14 protein-coding genes are annotated in these 17539 nt (G+C 47.4%); 5 read left to right on the top strand and 9 right to left on the bottom strand.

From position 1 onward, the window contains the following. Positions 1-26 precede the first annotated feature (26 nt). Both BTA35_RS04255 and BTA35_RS04250 read right to left on the bottom strand, forming a co-directional pair. Positions 27-1391 carry a YjiH family protein gene (locus BTA35_RS04255; protein WP_077243147.1) on the bottom strand — a complete coding sequence of 455 codons (1365 nt, stop codon included), beginning with the start codon at positions 1389-1391 and terminating at the stop codon, positions 27-29. Between the two features lie 180 nt (positions 1392-1571). Next, on the bottom strand, positions 1572-2906 hold the full coding sequence (locus BTA35_RS04250) for an MATE family efflux transporter (RefSeq protein ID WP_077243146.1): 1335 nt from the start codon (positions 2904-2906) through the stop codon (positions 1572-1574). Between the two features lie 149 nt (positions 2907-3055). Here BTA35_RS04250 and BTA35_RS04245 point away from each other — a divergent pair, with 149 nt between their 5' ends. Further along, positions 3056-3862, top strand: a complete 807-nt coding sequence (locus tag BTA35_RS04245) for a MerR family transcriptional regulator (RefSeq protein WP_077243145.1) — start codon at positions 3056-3058, stop codon at positions 3860-3862. 22 nt (positions 3863-3884) lie between these two features. Here the strand turns inward: BTA35_RS04245 and BTA35_RS04240 are convergent, their stop codons facing one another. Continuing rightward, positions 3885-5081: a flagellin N-terminal helical domain-containing protein gene (locus tag BTA35_RS04240; RefSeq protein WP_077243144.1), complete on the bottom strand. Its 1197-nt coding sequence runs from the start codon at positions 5079-5081 to the stop codon at positions 3885-3887. Between the two features lie 234 nt (positions 5082-5315). On the opposite strand from BTA35_RS04240, the gene BTA35_RS04235 reads away from it, so the two are divergent. The 3 genes from BTA35_RS04235 to BTA35_RS04225 all read left to right on the top strand — a co-directional run bounded on the left by BTA35_RS04235 (position 5316) and on the right by BTA35_RS04225 (position 8549). Further along, positions 5316-7232, top strand: coding sequence for a methyl-accepting chemotaxis protein (locus BTA35_RS04235; RefSeq protein WP_077243143.1), 1917 nt, complete (start codon positions 5316-5318; stop codon positions 7230-7232). Positions 7233-7368: 136 nt separating this feature from the next. Beyond that, positions 7369-8007, top strand: a complete 639-nt coding sequence (locus BTA35_RS04230) for a FecR family protein (protein ID WP_077243142.1) — start codon at positions 7369-7371, stop codon at positions 8005-8007. Between the two features lie 44 nt (positions 8008-8051). Next, positions 8052-8549 carry a YgjP-like metallopeptidase domain-containing protein gene (locus tag BTA35_RS04225; RefSeq protein ID WP_077243141.1) on the top strand — a complete coding sequence of 166 codons (498 nt, stop codon included), beginning with the start codon at positions 8052-8054 and terminating at the stop codon, positions 8547-8549. Between the two features lie 166 nt (positions 8550-8715). Here BTA35_RS04225 and BTA35_RS04220 read toward each other — a convergent pair whose 3' ends face one another. Together BTA35_RS04220 and BTA35_RS04215 are read right to left on the bottom strand one after the other, a co-directional pair. Continuing rightward, on the bottom strand, positions 8716-9750 hold the full coding sequence (locus BTA35_RS04220; protein WP_077243140.1) for a methionine synthase: 1035 nt from the start codon (positions 9748-9750) through the stop codon (positions 8716-8718). Between the two features lie 37 nt (positions 9751-9787). Beyond that, the gene (locus tag BTA35_RS04215) at positions 9788-10771 is read right to left on the bottom strand and encodes a DUF1852 domain-containing protein (RefSeq protein WP_077243139.1); all 984 of its coding nucleotides are present in this window, start codon (positions 10769-10771) and stop codon (positions 9788-9790) included. A 378-nt stretch (positions 10772-11149) separates the two neighbouring features. Between BTA35_RS04215 and BTA35_RS04210 the strand changes: the two genes are divergently transcribed. After that, the gene (locus BTA35_RS04210) at positions 11150-13084 is read left to right on the top strand and encodes an FAD-dependent monooxygenase (RefSeq protein ID WP_077243138.1); all 1935 of its coding nucleotides are present in this window, start codon (positions 11150-11152) and stop codon (positions 13082-13084) included. 245 nt (positions 13085-13329) lie between these two features. Here the strand turns inward: BTA35_RS04210 and BTA35_RS04205 are convergent, their stop codons facing one another. The 4 genes from BTA35_RS04205 to BTA35_RS04190 all read right to left on the bottom strand — a co-directional run bounded on the left by BTA35_RS04205 (position 13330) and on the right by BTA35_RS04190 (position 17341). Further along, positions 13330-13827 (bottom strand): DUF4411 family protein, encoded by a 498-nt coding sequence (locus tag BTA35_RS04205; RefSeq protein WP_077243137.1) that lies wholly within the window; start codon positions 13825-13827, stop codon positions 13330-13332. After that, positions 13824-14963 carry an XRE family transcriptional regulator gene (locus BTA35_RS04200; RefSeq protein ID WP_077243136.1) on the bottom strand — a complete coding sequence of 380 codons (1140 nt, stop codon included), beginning with the start codon at positions 14961-14963 and terminating at the stop codon, positions 13824-13826. Before BTA35_RS04200 ends, BTA35_RS04205 begins: the two co-directional genes overlap by 4 nt. A gap of 238 nt (positions 14964-15201) precedes the next feature. Then, positions 15202-15561, bottom strand: coding sequence for an Arm DNA-binding domain-containing protein (locus BTA35_RS04195; protein WP_077243135.1), 360 nt, complete (start codon positions 15559-15561; stop codon positions 15202-15204). Positions 15562-15631: 70 nt separating this feature from the next. Further along, a complete protein-coding gene (locus BTA35_RS04190) occupies positions 15632-17341 on the bottom strand; it encodes a M48 family metalloprotease (protein WP_077243134.1) in 1710 nt (569 codons plus the stop codon). Positions 17342-17539 lie beyond the last annotated feature (198 nt).

The following is a 17539-nucleotide window of genomic DNA, read 5'->3' as shown; positions in this document are numbered from 1 at the left end:
CGCAGTTAAGGGGCGAGGTTATCTGGTCAGAATACCAGATGCGCAACGCCGGCAATCACAGGTAACGTGATAAGGGTGCGCAAAATAAAGATGATAAATAGCTCAAAAATATTAACCGGAATTTTGCTGCCCAGAATTAAGGCTCCGACCTCTGACAGGTAGATTAACTGGGTGATGGACACCGCCGCAATCACAAACCGGGTCATCTCGCTTTCAATGGACGTGGCCATGATTGAAGGGATGAACATATCCGCAAAACCTACGACCAGGGTTTCCGATGCTTTTGTCGCTTCAGGGATATGCAGTAGCTCCAGTAAAGGGACATAAGGGGTGCCCAGAATACTGAAGAAAGATGTATTCTCGGCAATTACCAGTGCAATCGTACCTACCGCCATAACGACTGGCAGTACACAGAACACCATCTCCGCTGCATTTTTACTACCATCCGCCAGAACAGCCTTAAAGCCTTTACTTTTTTCTGCCCGTGCAATGGCTTGTCTTATGCCGAGGGTAAAGAGTTCAGAGATGGGTTTCTTTGCAAGCTCGCAGTTTTCTGCTTCTGTGCCATCATCGTATTGGTTTGACTTCCAGCGTAGCGGTGGGAGTCTTGGGATAATTAATGCAGCAACAAAACCGGCCAGAGAAACGGCCAGATAAAATGGAATAAACAGGTGTTCCAGCTTTACCTGTGCAATAACGACCAGCGCGAAACTGATGGATACTGCTGAGAAGGTCGTGGCAATAACTGCAGCTTCCCGTTTGGTGTACATTTTTTGCTCATATTGCTGACTGGTCAGCATGACGCCTACAGTGCCATCGCCTAACCATGAGGTTGTACAGTCAATTGCAGAGCGGCCGGGTAGGTTAAATAACGGACGCATTATCTTACTCATCAGGCTTCCGGTTAGTTCAAGCAGACCAAAATCCAGCAGTAGCGGCAGCAACAATCCTGCAAAGAGAAATACAGCCAGTAGGGTTGGCATCAGTTCTTTCAGAACCAGAGCACCTGTGTACTCATGCCAGATCATACCGGGACCTAGCTCGTTGATGGTCATAATTGCAAAAACAGCACCGAGTACACGCATTACCAGCCAGGGATAACTGGTCAGGAATAAAGTTTTTATCAGTTTATGATTATGCAAAGGTTTGAAAAATGTCGTTACGACAGACAGGATTGCAGCAATACAGATCAGTCCCGTGACGACTAACGGGGCCTGATCACCGAGCAAGCTCTTGAACATGCCGGCCAATACGGCCACCGGGATTGTAACACTACCATCGTAGGCTACCGGTGTCATAAAGAGCAGCAGACCGAGCAGAGATGGGATAATAAATTTCCAGATGCTGCTTTTTCTCTTCGTCGCGTCCGCTGCTAAGGCGTCATTCGACATACGCGTTACCCTCAATCGTTATTGTTATCGGAATTAGTCCGCATTATTTTAAGGTGGAGGAGTATATTATCCTTGGTCTAGGCAATATCAATTTATAGGGGCGTCATATAAACAAAAATTGCTAAATCAGGTCGCTTTTTTGAAAAAAAAGACTAAAAGAGAGTGCTTTTTAGGTGTTTTTTAGACACCTGTAGGCTGGTAGTACTTCAGCAGTGCAATACTTAGCATCAATACTATCGTTTCGCTGATCAGCGGAATCAACCAGATACTGTCCACACTCCAGATCAGTGGAATAATAAGCAGCAGAATGGCTACCAGGACTCCACCACGGGACAGAGAGATACTGCCTGCCAGCAGAGGTTTTTCCAGTGCGGTGAAGTAGCCCGCGCTGACAACATTGAGCCCCATGACAATAAAGCCAAGGCAAAAGAGCATCATGAGCTGATGTGACAGGTGGATGAGATCTGTATCATCCAGAAAAAAACCTGCCACTGAGTTACCAAAACAGTAGATCAGGCTGTAGGCGCTTATTCCTAAAATGAGCGCTGCGCCTAAGGTTAAATGCAGTACCCGGCGCAATAGCTGAGTTTCGCCCTGGCCATTTAAAAAACTGACTAAGGGCTGCATACCCTGAGTTAAGCCTAAAAAGGTTTGCAGCATCATAATACTGATATAGCCGATAACGCTAAAAGCAGCCAGTGCGGGGATTCCTAAATAAAGTGCAATGGCATTGTTAAAGGCCAATAAGATCAGTCCCATCGACATTTCGGTAATGCCGTCCGGCAGCCCTGTGCGAATAAATCGGATCAGTTGTGACCAGCGGGGAGTCATTGCAACCAATTTTAGGCTGCCGCGGTTACCTAGCAGGCCCATAAAATGCAGCAGCAAGACAAGCAGGCTTGTTGACTGAGCGATGCCGGTTGCCAGTGCCGCCCCGGTTAGCCCCATCTCCAGCTCAATAATAAACAGGTAATCCAGCAGGATGTTGGTTAATGCAGCAAGGCAGATGGCAAACAGTTCACGGCCGGGAAAGCCGTCTACCTTGCAGAATACTTCCAGGGCATAGGAGACTAGGTAGGCTGTGTTAAAAAACAGGAGTACCGACAGGTATTCGCTGACACGATCAACCATTTCGCCCCGGGCACCCAGCAACCAGGCGATCTGATCCAAAAAGATAAAGCTGAGAGAGCAGGCAAGAAGGCCGAAGGCCAGTAGGCTGTAAACAGCACATGAAAAAATACGGTTTGCGGCTCCGAGCCGACCGGCCCCGCGCTGGACTCCCGCTGCAGTGGCAGCTCCGATGCTGATAACAATAGAGACAGCAAATAGAATTCCCACAAAGGGCAGGCTTAAATTAACGGCTGCCAAAGCCTCTGCACCGACACCCTGGCCGACAAAAATGCCATCAATAATGCCGTACAGACTAAATACCCAGACGGATGCAATGGAGGGTAGGGCGAACCGAAGCAGGGTTTTTCCCACTTGATCGGCAGATGTTGTTTCCGCTGTTAACACAATGTTTACTCTTGTTTTGGGTCGTATTAACAGTTTAAAGTCTCAAGCTATTACAGAGTCAATGCCCTTGGTGCATATCGGGTTGAGCATGCGGTGGCAGGTAAGAGAAATAAGGCAGAGACTCAGAAAATGATTTACAGGGGGCAAAGATGAAGCTGTATCGCATCGGTCAGGTCAGCAAACTTTACGGTATAAGTGTAGAAACCCTGAGGCACTATGAAAAACAGGGGCTGCTGCTGCCATCCAAAGTAACGGATAGTGGCTACCGTTACTATGACAGCCGCCAGATCTGGCGGCTGAATCTGATCAGAACCCTGCGTAAGTTGGATATAGGCTTAAGCGATATCGCTCGCTTTATACAGGATCGTACACTGGACAGCAGTGCAGATTTATTGGATTTGCAATTAGCTACGATCACGGAGAAAAAACGTGAGTTGGAGCTGCTTGAAGACGAGCTTACTAGGCGTCGTGCTTACCTGCAGCAGACTCGGAGGATTGATGTTAGTGGCGGGATTCGTCACCAGGTGATACCTGAACGCCGGGTGCGGATTTCATCGGCTGAAACCAGTAGCTTTTGGGAGGTGGACAGAATCCACAAAGAGCTGGAGAGTCAGATGGCTGATCAGAAAATTACCTATTTTGCCTGGGGTAAAGCGGGCGTTTTTTTGGGGCAGGATGCTTTTGAGCAAGGAGATTACCAAACATACAAACAGGTTTTTATTTTTGATGAGCAAGGGGAGGAGTGTTTGCCTGCAGGTGATTATCTTTGCCTTTATTATCGGGGGGAAAGTCCGGAAACTATTACGCAGGAGTATCGGCGGCTGCAGGCGTATATGGATGAAAAGCAGCTGATCGCGTCAGGCCCGGCGATAGAGATTTACAGGTTGGATATTCACGAAACAGATCGTCAGGAGGAGTATCTGACAGAAATACAGATACCGTATCGACCCGTGTAGGCGCTACGGTATCTGAGGTTTGTTAACGCAGAAGCGACAGTGCAATCTGCGGTAACTGGTTTGTCTGGGAGAGAATAGTCGATGATGCTTGCTGAATAATCTGGTTACGGGTGAGTTCCGCCGTCTCGTAAGCAAAATCAGTGTCTGTTATCTGGGATCTGGATGCTGCGACATTCATGGCCATCGTATTGTTACTGCGGATCAGAGAGGTGATGCCATTCTGTTCTGCACCTAATTTAGAGCGCTGGCGGCCAATCTGTGTGATCATACCTGACATGGAATCGAGAAGGGTATCGGTGGCAAACCCGTGAAGACTCTTGATCTCATCGCCGGTAAAGCCCCGTGCAACAATGCTGGCCTCGTTCAGTGTGCCTGACGGAAGTAGCGTTGCCCAATCCAGATCTGCATTATCCAGAATGGCGGCCCCGACAGAGTTGTCCGGTAACTCGGTCGTTAAAATTTTTGTGAAATTTTCAACATTGAACTGAACCGTCCCTACGGCCTTCTCACCCAGGTTTTTAACGGCACTAATACCAGCATTAGCTCCGAAAAGCTCCAGCACTGCGTTATCCACCGTTGAGGCGTTACCTGTGCCGATATAGGCGGCAACCACTTTGCCTAAGGTTCCGTAGTCATCAAGGTTAGTATTGGACATGGCAGAAAAAACCTGATCACCAACACCCTCATTTTCAAGGATTTTTCCGAAAAGTGCAGAAAGGGTTGCGTTACCTGTAGTAATTTCACTCTGCTCGCCTGCATTTGCCCCTGTCTGAATCTGAAAACCTGAAGTAGGGGATTCACTATTCAGCAGCTTAATCTTACCAAAGGACGTACGCTCAGCGATCTCGTCATTCGTGGTGAGTAGTTCTCCAAATTCCTGGCCGAGGGAAATACGATCATCCGAAGAGAGCGTACGGTTACCCCCCTGGACAGCCAGCTGACGGACCCTTTGAAAATTATTGGTAATCTCTCCCATGGCACCTTCTGCAATCTGCGCAATGGAGATCGCATCATTGGCATTCCGGGTTGCCTGATTCAGACCTGTAATTTGGGTTTCCAGACGATTGGATATCTGTAGACCTGCAGCGTCATCTTTGGCGCTATTGATACGGCTGCCGGAAGATAACTTTTCATAAGAGCTGTTTATGCGCGAAACAACGTTAGACAGATGCTTCTGGCCACTTAAAGCGGCGATGTTAGTGTTTACAAACAGGGCCATGTCGACATCCTTGAGAAGAAATTAATCCGTAAAGTAGAAAGTTCGAGTTCCATTCGTACTGAGCTGTAGCAGACCTGATATCGGCTTGTTTTTAATAAACTTAAATATTTTTGTAAAGAAAGATAACTGTTCTTTTAGTGTGTAACTCACTGAGTTTTTTCTTTGGTAATTTGAGTAAAAGGTCTAGAATAATTTATCTATTAACCTTTAGTTTAACTTTGAGATGCTGCGACCATGAAGACCTTCCGTCAATTGTCAATCCAGAATCGTCTGTTGATGACTCTGATCATTGCTGTTCTGGCCTCAGCCTGTATCACCGGCTGGATTGGGCATACCGAGGCGCGAAAAGTGCTGGTGGATCGCCTTGAGTCCTCTGAACTGCCTAATGTGGTAAAGCGAATCCGTAATGCGATCGATAAAGAAATTACCAGCATGCAGGTACTGACTCGCAGTATTGCAGAAAACAGCTTTGTGCTTAGCTGGCTTGAGAAAGGAGCTGATGCGGAGGGAGAGCAGGAGCTGATTCAGTATCTGAGGAATGTGGCTGAACAGAATAACCTCAGCAATGCCTCTTTTGTTGACCGGGACACAGCCCGTTACTGGAATCAGGATGGCTTTTTGCGGGTCTTGCAAGAGGGGCAGCTCGATGGCTGGTTTTTTCGTTTCAGAGACAGTGGCCAGGCAGAGTCTGCCAGCACTTATACCTATCCGGAAGGCAATATAGATGTTTTTGTTAACTATCAACAGGTGAATGGGCGCGGCTCCTCCGGAGCGTCACGTTCTTTTGATGAGTTGGCGGCCTATTTAAAGGAGTTCCGGTTAGAGAATAGCGGCTTTGTTTATCTGGCGGATGGGGATGGTGTTGTACAGATCCATTTTGATGCGTCATACAATAACTCGCGCCGGCTTGCGCAAATGTATCCTCAGGCCAATGTCCAGTCATTGCTGCAGCAGCAGGACTTTGCTTTTATCCGCTCTGGTGACTATCTGGTTGCAGCAAGTTATATCCCCAGCCTGAAATGGTACGTCATTGCACAGGTGCCTGAGTCGGAGCTTTATGCTCAGCTTGACCGCGCTGAATATAAGGCGATGGCGACGATCCTGATTATCGTCGTGATTTTTGGTGTTATTGGTATCTGGTTGGCCCGCTCTCTTTCTCGGCCACTGAATGATCTGGCTGCACTTTTTCAGAAGATGGGTGATAGCGGCGGTGATCTTTGTCAGAGGTTAGATGATAAAGGTGATTCAGAAATCTCCCGTGTGGGCAGAGGTTTTAATGCCTTCATTGGCAATATTCATAACGTTTTGAGTGAGGTCTCCGTTACGGCTCAGGGCGTGAAACAGACCTCAGTGGACGTTTCCGCCAACTCTGAGCAGACCCGAAACTCCAGCCAATCCCAGCAGGATAAGACCACTTGGGTTGCTTCGGCGATTCATGAAATGGGTGCTGCCACGGCCGAAATTGCTCAGAATGCTGCGGCAGCAGCAGGTGCAACTGAGAAGGTGGTGGAGCATACGGATCTTGCGCGCCATGTTGTTAGCCAGGCTCAGCAACAAAGCTCTTCTATGGAAGGGGAGATGGAAGGTGTGGCCCAGGTTATTGCCCGCTTGGCAGAAAAGAGTGACAGCATTGGTTCTGTCCTGGAAGTGATACGGGGTATTTCAGAGCAGACAAACCTTCTGGCTCTGAATGCTGCCATTGAAGCTGCTCGGGCAGGTGAGCAGGGCCGGGGTTTTGCGGTTGTTGCTGACGAGGTACGTAACTTAGCTCAGCGAACCAGTGACTCGACAGATGAAATCCAGATTATGATTGATGAGCTGCAACATGAAGCTAAAAGTGCTGTAGATAAAGTTGAGCAGTCCGGGCGATATACCCGACAGAGTGTCGAGGCTGCTGAGCAGGCCTGCCAGGCACTGGAAGCGATTCAGGTTGATATACGACAGATCTCTGAACTCAATATTCAGGTGGCGACGGCGACGGAAGAGCAGTCCAGTGTCACCAGGGAAATTAACTCGCATATTGTCCAAATCAGCGACAGCTCTGAACAGAATACCCAGGCCGCATCTTTGCTTGCAGAGGAGAGTAGTGCATTGCGGGGTCAGGCTGAGAAACTTCAGGGCCTGGTGGGGCAGTTCCGGCTCGACCCATAGGGCTATTCGTCAGACTAATGATAGCCGGCGCCATCGCCTTCTGATTAAATAAGGGTAAATATTGAGTCAATCATAATCATACAGAGTGAGTCTGTTTAATCTCAGGCTGTCACTTTGCCAACAGAGGGGGCTCCGTGTGCACTCCTTAAAGTACCTTAGTTTAATTTTGCTGGTTTGCTGTTGCTTTGATCCTGTGGCCTATGCGGAGGATGATTCTCAACCTATGGTTGGCAATATCATTCAGATTCAGGGGCGTGTTCAGTTGTTCAGGTCAGGCAAGATAGAGCAGCTCAAAGAGCACACTATTCTGCAGGAGGGGGATCGTGTAATAACGGCCTCTTCTGGCCGCGTTGGCTTGAGAATGAGAGATAACTCAAGAATTCTACTGGCGAATACAACAGAGTTTGAGATTAAACGTTATCGGTTTGATCCGGTTGCCGGAACGTCAGATGCTCAGTTTAAGCTGGTAACAGGGGCGTTCAGGGCGATTACCGGGGCGATTGGTCAGCAGTCTGATCCGCAGTTTGAGGTTGAAACTCCTGTTGCAACCATAGGTATTCGGGGGACAGACTTCTGGGGTGGCTTTATCTTTAACGGCGATCTGGATGTAGCCATGTTCAGAGGTAAAGGTGTTTACATCCGTAATGCCCTCGGGATGACAGAGATCACCCAGAAAGGCTATGGAGTAACTGTGCAGGAAAGAATAGCACCACCTGCCGCAAAACCCTGGCCGGACCGGAAGCTCCGGCAGGCTATGGAATCAACCCGGTTATAGCCTGAAATGAGCAGGTGGTAACGGCCAGAGGTTAACCCCCGTCTATGATCTATCTGAAAGGCTACCCAGCAGGTATCCAGCAGAGGGCTAAAGAGCTGCTGGAACAAAAGTGCCTGCATAAGCATCTGTTACAGCGCTACCCTAAGTGCCATCAGTACAGCAGCAATGATCAGCTCTATCGGTATGGGCTGGAGCTTAAACAGCGCTACATGAAGAAGTCTCCACCTTTAAAAAGAATTACCTTCGACCCCAAGGTAAGTGTGATTCATCATGCCTTGGGGTTAAATGCACATATCACCCGCGCCCATGGTGGCAAGTTAAAAGCCAGCCATGAGATTCGCATCGACCCTTGCTTTAAGCGGTGTCCTGAAGCTTTTCTCAGAATGATTCTGGTACATGAACTGGCCCACCTGAAGGAGCGGGAGCACAACAAGAGCTTTTATCAGCTTTGCCAACATATGGAGCCGGATTATTTTCAGCTGGAACTCGATCTGAGGCTTATGCTGACCTGGCAGGAAGCTGAGCAGAAAGCGCTGTATTAATGCAGGTTGTTCGGTTTTGCCAGCACCTGTTGGGCTGAAAATAGCACCACTGATAAACCAGTACCACTGATAAACAAAGAGCCCCCTGATGAGGGCTCTCTTTGTTTGCAGAGGGGGATTTGCTTATAAAGGCGTGTTTCTAAAAAAAGCGCCATTGAGCGGATGGCTATTTGCCCGCGGCCAGCTCTTTGCGGATAATGTCTGCCCCTGCGCTTAAGGCCTTAAGTTTACCTCGTGCTACTTTTCTGGATAGAGGAGCCATACCGCAGTTTGTGCAGGGGTAAAGCTTGTCTGCATCAACGAACTGCAGGGCTTTTCGCAACGTATCGGCAACCTCTTCCGCTGTTTCTATCCGGTTGGTGGCAACATCAATGGCCCCCACCATCACTTTCTTACCCCGAATCAGTTCCAGTAGCTCGATGGGAACGTGCGAGTTTTGACACTCCAGAGAGATAATGTCGATACTGGATTGCTGCAGTTTAGGGAAGACCTCTTCGTACTGACGCCACTCAGAGCCCAGTGTTTTCTTCCAGTCTGTATTCGCTTTAATACCGTAGCCGTAACAGATGTGGACCACTGTTTCGCATTTCAGCCCTTCAATGGCTCTTTCCAGGCAAGCGATTCCCCAGGCGTTCACCTCATCGAAGAAGACGTTAAAGGCGGGTTCGTCAAACTGGATAATATTCACACCCGCTGCTTCCAGTTCTTTTGCTTCCTGATTCAGAATTTTGGCAAACTCCCAGGCCAGCTTTTCCCGGCTTTTGTAATGATCATCGTAGAGTGTATCGATCATAGTCATCGGGCCGGGCAGAGCCCACTTGATCGGTTTGTCGGTCTGTTGGCGAAGAAATTTTGCATCATCAACAAACACAGGTTTCTGACGAGCCACCGGGCCGATAACCGTTGGTACACTTGCATCGTAGCGATCACGGATTCTGACCGTTTTGCGGTTTTCAAAATCGACACCACTCAGGTGCTCGATAAAGGTTGTGACGAAGTGCTGACGTGTTTGTTCACCATCACTGACAATATCGATACCGGCCTGCTGCTGTTCCTGTAAGGCCACACGCAGTGCATCTTCTTTACCTTCGGTTAGTGTTTCACCCTGAAGCTTCCAGGGGGACCAGAGCTTTTCCGGCTCCGCAAGCCAGGAAGGTTTAGGCAGACTGCCCGCAGTGGATGTAGGTAATAGTTGTTTCATAGCTGATGTTTATCTCTTAATTATATTATTTGTGGCATTACAGGGCGTATTGATCTGCCCACTTCTCAAGCAGATCACCATAGGGCTTGATAAAGCTCTCTTCAGTGAAGTGGCCCTGTTTAACGGCCAGTTGGCCCCGTTCTTCTCGGTCATAAACGATCTGAGTTAATGAGTGATCCCTGTTTTTCAGGTTAGGTTTGTAATGCTGACCCGCTGCGGCGTTGGCGTTGTAAATCTCTGGGCGATAGATCTTCTGGAATGTTTCCATGGTGCTGATGGTGCCGATCAGCTCAAGATTGCTGTAATCATTCAGCAAGTCGCCAAAAAAATAGAAAGCGAGTGGAGCCACACTCTTAGGCGGCATAAAGTAGCGCACCTCCATACCCATTTTCTTAAAATACTGTTCAGTTAAAGAGGATTCGTTGGGGGTATATTCAAAGCCCAGCACCGGATGCTGGTTGTCAGTACGGTAGTAGGTTTTGCTATCGGAGACACTCAGGCAGATGACCGGTGGCTTTTCGAACTGAGCTTGGTAAGCTTCTGAATGGATAAAACTCTGGAAAAGCTTGCCGTGCAGGTCGCCGAAATTGTCAGGAACAGAAAATTCACTTCGGCCCTTATTGTGATCGAGAAGCAAAACACTGAAATCATAATCGCGCACGTACGATGAGAAGTTGTTGCCCGCCAGGCCTTCAATACGTTTGTTGGTCTTATGATCCACAATGCTGGTTTTTAAAATCTCAATAGCCGGGAATTTTTCTCCGGACTCCGGATGGTTGATATCCATATCAACAGAAACAATCTCCAGTTCCACTGAGAAGCGATTGCCCTGCGGGTTATCCCAATCAGCCAGCGCATTAAAACGATTATTAATCATCTCAAGGGCATTGCTCAGGTTCTCTTTGCGGCTTTCACCCCGGGCTAAATTGGCAAAATTCGTGGTTAAACGTGTGCCTTCCGAAGGGTGATAATTCTCGTCGAAAGTAATTCTGTTGATATCAAATTTGAATACGTTGTTCATGTCAGTCTGGTATCCGAATGCGTTGAAAGATGATCTGAATATTTGGTTTTGTCCGGAGCGGTCGATGCTCTTATCAGACGCCTTCAGTCAGGCTATTTTTTGGGTGTACTTCGCATCTTCCGGGTGCCGGGTGCCAGAGGCGAAGTGGAATTAAGTTGATAACAGGTGCAGTTATACTGAGATTCATTAATGAAAAAAAATGGTAATAATTCATTAATCTATGAGGAAAACTTATAGGTTGGCGGTTCTTCTGCTGTATCCGCGATAGCTGGCGCTTCGCCAGGGCATAGATCTTAACCTGGTTGACTTGAATCAAATTAACATGTTAACTACTTTAAAATAATAATACCGATCAAGTGCCTCTAAAAGGAGCATATCGTGCAATATCACCTCAATGGCTTTAAGCCCGGTAACTATCAGATTCCTGACGCGGCACGGAAACCTTATCCGAACCCTCCTGTTTTGGATCTGCCCACTCAGGTTGATGTCCTGATCATTGGTACAGGCCCCGCAGGTTTGACCATGGCGCGGCAAATGTCCGAGTTCGATGATATTAAAACCTGTATTGTTGACATGGCCCCGGGTCCGCTGCTTTTTGGTCGTGCTGACGGTATCTCCTGCCGCACGATAGAAATTATGGAGGCGTTCAATAGCGGTGAGATGGTCGTGAAAGAAGCCTACCAGCTGAAGCAGAACACCTTCTGGGAACCTGATGCGGATAACCCGCAAAACATCAAGCGGACAGAGAAAATATCGGATGCCCGTGGTGGGCTGTCAGAGTTTACCCATAGTATTGTCAATCAGGCACGTCTGCATGAGCTACTGATCGATGGCATGAGACATTCGATCACCAATCTCGAACCCCACTACAGCCGTGAGTTGGTCGATCTTGAAATCGATGACAACCTGACGCAGGACCCGGCTGCTTACCCGATTACGGCGACCTTTAAGCGCTCAGATGATGAGGGCAACGGCAAGGTTGAAACCGTTAAAGCCCGCTATGTGGTGGGTTGTGATGGTGGCCGCAGTCGCGTACGAAAAAGCATGGGGATTGAGCTGCAGGGCGACTCTGCGAATAAGGCCTGGGGTGTCATGGATATTCTGCTCAACACTGATTTTCCTGATATCCGCGTGAAGAGCTTTATTCAATCCAAAGATCATGGCGCCGTTATGACCATTCCCCGTGAAGGCGGTTATCTGTGCCGTTTTTATGTTGAACTGGATCAGCTGGCTAAAGATAAACGTGCCAGAGATGTCAAACTGACCGAAAAAGACCTTGTGGCTAAAGCGCAACAGATTTTCCATCCCTACACACTGGATGTTAAAGAAGTGGCCTGGTGGTCAATCTACGAAGTAGGTCAACGTATCGCTGAACGCTTTGATAATCGACCTGCAGGCAGTCCTGAGAGTGTGATCCCTCGGGCTTTTGTCGCCGGTGATGCCTGCCATACCCATAGCCCGAAAGGTGGTTGGGGGCTGAATACCTCTCTGCCGGATACCTTTAATCTGGGTTGGAAGCTGGCTTCTGTTCTGCAAGGCAAGTCCGATCCTAAGCTGTTGCACACCTATGAAACAGAGCGCCGTAAAGTTGCTCAGCAGCTGATTGATGCTGATCGCGAACTGTCGAAACTGGTGGCAACACGTCCTGCTACAGAGGATAGCTCTGATCAGGCTCGGGTCGATACCGCTAAGATTGAAGCCTTTATGAAGCGACAGAGCGGCTTTGTATCAGGTACTGCAATTGAATATTTCCCATCCTATATCTGTACGGGACAGGTGCATCAGAGTCTGGCTCCGGGCTTTAAAATTGGTCAGCGCTTTCACTCTGCTGAGGCTCAGCGCACAGCTGATGGCCGTATTCAGCACCTGGGGCATCTGGTCAAAGCCGATGGCCGTTGGCGACTGTTTGTCTTTGGCGGAGAGCAAAACCCCGCCGAGGCATCATCAGATGTTTATAAACTGATCGATTTTCTGGCCAATGATGCCGCCTCCCCGGTGCAGAGATACACCCCAAAAGGCACCGATATTGATTCTGTCATTGATACCTATGCTGTCTTCCAGCAGCAGGATCTGTCCATGCACGACCTGCACCCATACTTGTGGCCGGCTAAAGGCAAGTATGGCCTGCACGATTACGAGAAAGTTTTTCAGTCTCAGGTTGGCAATGACATTTTTGATCTGCGCGGCGTAGATCGTAAAAATGGCTGTGTAGTCGTGGTGCGCCCTGACCAGCATGTCGCCACCATCCTGCCGGTCACCGCCCATGATGAACTGGCTAAGTTCTTCGATCATTTTATGATTGAACAACACTAAGCCAGGGTTAAGAAAAAAACTGCAAGCCGGAAATGGATATGTCTGTTTCCGGCTTTTTTCGTTGGTGCCAGCCGGAATCGAACCGGCACTCCCGAAGGAATCGGATTCTGAATCTTTGGAAGGGTGGTGGCTATCATTGGTAACTCTTTGAATATACAGGTATTGATTCTTTTTTGGTCTTGGTTTGTGCTGTAGAGCTTTGGTTGTTGTTGGATAGCCTGATAGCTAAAACCCGCATAATTTATTCAGATCCCAGCGGATAGAACAAACTTCGCTTTTAGTTTTCTCAAAAAGCTGAAGGTATCTATACACGGAACTCCGAATCGATTGCAGATATTGGGAACTTTCACTTTTCTGGTTTGAGGAGCGAGTAATGCCTCATGAGTAACAACTGTTGCACCAATGGTTTTTGCTTTAGCAATAATCCAAGGATCGGCCTTGGCGAGAAAATCATCCCTGTTCTTTTGGTTATAATCTCCAGCCATTACAAACTGAAGAATATTCATAAACTCTGCTTGGGTCGCCTGATCATCATTTTCTATAAAGTGCTGCGAGCGGTCTTTGGCCCACTGTGCAAGCTCATCATTTCCGTCTTTCAGTTCTCGGCCAATCATGTCCACACTACCAACAATACCGGCATCACACTGCTGATCTAACCACTCCCAATATGCGGGACAGATATCCATACCGTAATACTGGTTTTTTGCCTGAATATAAGTATTTGCATCCAACAAATATCTCAAATGCCCAGCTCCTCAGCAAAGTTAGCGATGTTTCCCGGCTTCATTCCACCCAATAACTGGCCTGCTTCACGTAAGAGGAGCTGTCCAGCCATAGCTTGACTGACAACTGCTTTTGAGAAGAGCTGGCTAATTTGAGACTTTTTTGTTTTGTAATATGTGGGCCCACCGTTGCCAGTCTGCTTTGTATACCTGGCTTTTTCTTCTGCAATAAAGCTTGCATACTCATCACTATGGATATAGCTGAGAGTTAATGCTCTGCGAGCGAGAACCCATCGGCTAACATGGAAGTGCCCTTCCAAAATCACTAAATTTTCAGTCCAGTCATCAACAGCATGTGACCACAAATCACTGAACTCAGCTTCAGGGACCAGAAACTCTGCCGCGACACTATTGCAGAGCACTTCTTCTTTCCTGTGAGTAGATGGATTTCCGTCAGAAATACCAGACTGTCCAATCCAGATGTGACATAGTTCGTGTATTAATGTAAAAAGCCTGGCTCCAGGGGAGTCAGCATGGTTAACAAAAATAATTGGAGCCAGTTCATCTACAATTGCGAAACCTCTGAACTCTTCCACTTTTAACGGTCTGGTATGATGCCCAAGATCTGCTTGGCGCATAACAAGAATCCCATTCTCTTCTATGCGCTTTACTAAATCACGATAGTAATCTTCCCATGTCCCTCTATCAGGATGGGCTCCGACTGAAAGTTTACTTCTCATATCAGAAACGATCTTCATAACACTATCTTCAACAGAAAAGCGCCCTACAACCTGACATGGGGCAGAGAAATGTTGCCTGAGATACTCCTTGTACCACTCTTGCCTTTGCAACATTAGTTTTGTCACTTCGATCAACTCTGGACTTGCTTTATCAAGTGCCCGGCTTTCGACGGTGCGTAAATCCGGTATTGGCAGCTCTTCGATAGGTGGTTTATCCAGAAAGAGGTAGCCAAAGGGAATATGAGCTTTGTTGGCATACGTCATAGCCTGATTAAATGTAATCTCTTTTGCACCAGACTCCCACTCTACAAGCTTTTCCTCTGTAACCTGGCACTTCCTAGCGAACTCAGATACAGAGAAGCCTGAGCGCTCACGCGCCCAAATCAGCATTTCTGTATTAATATTTGCTATAGCCATTTTAGAGAACCTTAAGGTACAGATGGAATTTCAACATAACTAACAGTCTAACAGTGGTTATTTTAGCCGAAAAACAATTTTGTCGTATTTTGGCGATCCAAAATATCTAGGATTACCGTTGTGCAGGCAGCTGACATCATGATCATTAGATTGGGGTGCATACCGGTAAATCTTTTAAGAAGATTTCATACCACTTATTCGCAGCACAGCACCTGCAGCCTCCTCCCATACGCTGCACTCAACGGGCGACGTGGCCGCTTGCTTCTGGGGGCTGTCCGCTGGATGAGTAGGGTAAAGGTGAGGGAGGATTATCTGTAATCGGAAGCATAAAAGAGCTGACATAGGAAGATAACTTTCGGGTGGCTTTACGCACTAACGCCACATCCATATCCGGGAACCGACCTAAAGCAATGCTTCGACGTTTACCAGATGGACTTCGATAGCGCAGCAACCAACGCTTGTTACCCGACTTGCCCACCAGACACTTCAGCCCCATGACGTCGGTGTCCGAGAACTCCAAATCCGTACCACGGGCATCCGGCGGGTTCGGGGGTAAGGCGCGAATTTTGTCATTGGTGAAACGAAACCGTTTTTTCATACTCCTTCTCCGACAGAATGGATATCAGAGAAATAATGTATGTTTGAAAAGCGGTTAGTTACGGGATTATCTATAAGTCGTTTTGGGCATCTTCAGACTTGAGCCTTTCAATTCGCTCATCAAGCGGAGGGTGAGTATCAAGCAGATTGAAAATCTTACTGCCGAAAATGAAGGCATGTGAAAACTGTAGGCTCATCTTATTTTCGACTGCTGTTGGGTAGGTGTTATCCCTTATTTTCTCTAATGCTGATATTAAGCCCTTATTCGACCCTGTAAGCTTTACAGACTCTGCATCTGCAAAAAATTCACGCTGCCTAGAAATTGCTTTCTGCATTAAGAACCCACAGAGAGCCATGATGCCTCCCACTAGAAGAACAAGAAGTGCTAGCACCCCAAACCATAATGCAAGTTGTGCTCGGGCTTGTGTACTGCCATCGGATAATAGGTTACGAGACATCCAAATTGCTAAGGCAACAACAGCGATTGATGAAAAGCCAAATACGGCAGCCATAGCAAGCATACTAATTTTGACGTCTTTGTTGATGATATGACCGAACTCATGGGCAACGACAGCTTGAATTTCTTGCTGATCAAATCGTTGAAGCAGTCCTGTTGTAACACCAATGATAGAGTCATCTTCAGACTTCCCTGCTGCAAAGGCATTTACTGAAGAGTCTTTAATGATGAACACAGCGGGTTTTCGTATATTGGCCTGCTTTGCCATTTTCTCAACCATCAGATCAAGTTTTTGGAGCTTCTTGTTCTTGATGTGACCTGGTATTAACTCCTTGCCATTAAAGGCTTTTGCTACAGCACGACCGTTTGAGTTACGGAACCAAGCAAAAAGAGAACCAAGCAGGATGACAGGTGTTAGGAACAGGGTCGTGTAATACGAGGCTTTGTAGTATTCCCAGTCAAAGAAGGGGAATACTGTGCCGAAGAAACTCATGCCCTGAGAACTGTCACTGAACAAGCTTATGATGTAGAGGATGATCTGTAAGATATAGATAAAGAAGAAACCAGACAGGAAAACCATCGCGAGATATAAGTAAAGTATCCGCTTCGTTTTTTTATCGTATCGCGCAAGAAACCCTGATTGTTCCTCGGTATCCTCTGTAAGCTGTGCGATCTTGTCTTTAAGGATTTTCTGCCCTTTAGGGGCTAACTCATCGACCTTATCCCGAGCCTTCTGTAACTTTTGATCCAGCCCTGCTTCTTTAAACTTCGCGACTCCTCTATCGCGAAGTGCTTCTGCATCAACTGCCGTTTGTTTGATAGCCTGATTTACATTGCTCTTTAGACTCGAAATAACATCTGTCCCTTCAACTTGCGGAATCCTAACATTATTTGAATCTGCAGTTTTACTTTGCTGCAACCTGACGAGTCTAACGGCTAACTTTTCCGTAGACGGCATACTTTGAATTCTTACCAAAGACTTTTGGGCGGAGAAGGCCATGCCTTCGCTGTCACGGGTGGACGTCCAGAATACTGAATCATCATCACTAGAGATTACCTCCGAGTTACAGTCCGCTGTAAACAGTTCTTGAACTTCTTTAGCAGAGGGAATACGCCAGTCTTGGTAGCCTGCATATCCTTTTTCGGTATTGAGCTTTTTAAGTAGTGCATTAAGTTGCCGCCAAGAGAAGGCTTTTGCATCACCAGAAAAGACACCTGACTCATTTTTCTTTTGGCCGATAACAAATGTTGTCCACTGCAGACCAGTTTGATTGTCGGAAACAATACCTGAAGAGATCTTTGTAAAGCGTTTGTCACTATCCATTGTTCAGCCCTGATGTCATAAACACGATGCCAGCAAGGGAAAGCGAACTTCTATAGAGGGGGAGTGATTTAGTCCCTTTGTAAGAAGAGTTCGACCTTCCATGTCTCACCTTAAAATTACCAGTTTAATTCTAACTTATTAACACTTCTTATTGCTAATGCAAGTTGACGCATTCAGCTTCGGTACACCCTAAAAATC

This window comes from Oceanospirillum linum, from assembly GCF_001995095.2.
GTDB classification, from domain to species: domain Bacteria; phylum Pseudomonadota; class Gammaproteobacteria; order Pseudomonadales; family Halomonadaceae; genus Oceanospirillum; species Oceanospirillum linum.
The sequence above is the reverse complement of the archived record's forward strand: the minus strand, read 5'-3'. Positions and strand labels throughout refer to the sequence as shown.

Excerpts from the sequence above, each read along its gene's own strand:
- BTA35_RS04255 (WP_077243147.1), bottom strand. The coding sequence starts at position 1,391 with ATGTCGAATGACGCCTTAGCAGCGGACGCGACGAAGAGAAAAAGCAGC.
- BTA35_RS04245 (WP_077243145.1), top strand. The coding sequence starts at position 3,056 with ATGAAGCTGTATCGCATCGGTCAGGTCAGCAAACTTTACGGTATAAGT.
- BTA35_RS04240 (WP_077243144.1), bottom strand. The coding sequence starts at position 5,081 with ATGGCCCTGTTTGTAAACACTAACATCGCCGCTTTAAGTGGCCAGAAG.
- BTA35_RS04235 (WP_077243143.1), top strand. The coding sequence starts at position 5,316 with ATGAAGACCTTCCGTCAATTGTCAATCCAGAATCGTCTGTTGATGACT.
- BTA35_RS04225 (WP_077243141.1), top strand. The coding sequence starts at position 8,052 with ATGATCTATCTGAAAGGCTACCCAGCAGGTATCCAGCAGAGGGCTAAA.
- BTA35_RS04220 (WP_077243140.1), bottom strand. The coding sequence starts at position 9,750 with ATGAAACAACTATTACCTACATCCACTGCGGGCAGTCTGCCTAAACCT.
- BTA35_RS04215 (WP_077243139.1), bottom strand. The coding sequence starts at position 10,771 with ATGAACAACGTATTCAAATTTGATATCAACAGAATTACTTTCGACGAG.
- BTA35_RS04200 (WP_077243136.1), bottom strand. The coding sequence starts at position 14,963 with ATGGCTATAGCAAATATTAATACAGAAATGCTGATTTGGGCGCGTGAG.
- BTA35_RS04195 (WP_077243135.1), bottom strand. The coding sequence starts at position 15,561 with ATGAAAAAACGGTTTCGTTTCACCAATGACAAAATTCGCGCCTTACCC.
- BTA35_RS04190 (WP_077243134.1), bottom strand. The coding sequence starts at position 17,341 with ATGGATAGTGACAAACGCTTTACAAAGATCTCTTCAGGTATTGTTTCC.